Origin of the sequence: Cognatilysobacter segetis (assembly GCF_004359965.1) — a bacterium.
Taxonomy (GTDB): Bacteria; Pseudomonadota; Gammaproteobacteria; order Xanthomonadales; family Xanthomonadaceae; genus Cognatilysobacter; species Cognatilysobacter segetis.
Genome location: NZ_SMRQ01000127.1, coordinates 1 through 311, shown reverse-complemented (window position 1 = coordinate 311; position 311 = coordinate 1). Strand labels below are relative to the sequence as shown.

Annotated in this window: 1 protein-coding gene; it reads left to right on the top strand. The window is 69.5% G+C overall.

All coding sequences use genetic code 11. The features are described 5' to 3' along the window. Nucleotides 1-311: FG-GAP repeat domain-containing protein (locus E4F61_RS14215; RefSeq protein ID WP_133480257.1), on the top strand; the 311-nt coding region annotated here is incomplete at both ends.

The window sequence follows — 311 nt, the reverse complement described above, 5'->3', positions numbered from 1 at the left end:
GTGACGGCAAGGCCGACGTCGTCTGGCACAACATCGCCTCGGGTGAGCTCTACTACTGGCTCATGAGCGGCGCCACGATCGCCGGTGGCCAGGGTGCGGCCTATCTGCCGGTCGGATCGATCGCGCTCACCGTCGCCGACTTCGACGGCGATGGCCGCGCCGACGTGCTGTCGACGACCAGCCAGGACCCGCGCGTTTCGCTGATGGGCAGCAATGGCCTGTACGGCGCGGCCACGGTGGTGACCGGGCGTCCTTCGTCGGCATGGAACTTCGCCGGCGCCGGCGACATCAACGGCGACGGCAAGGCGGAC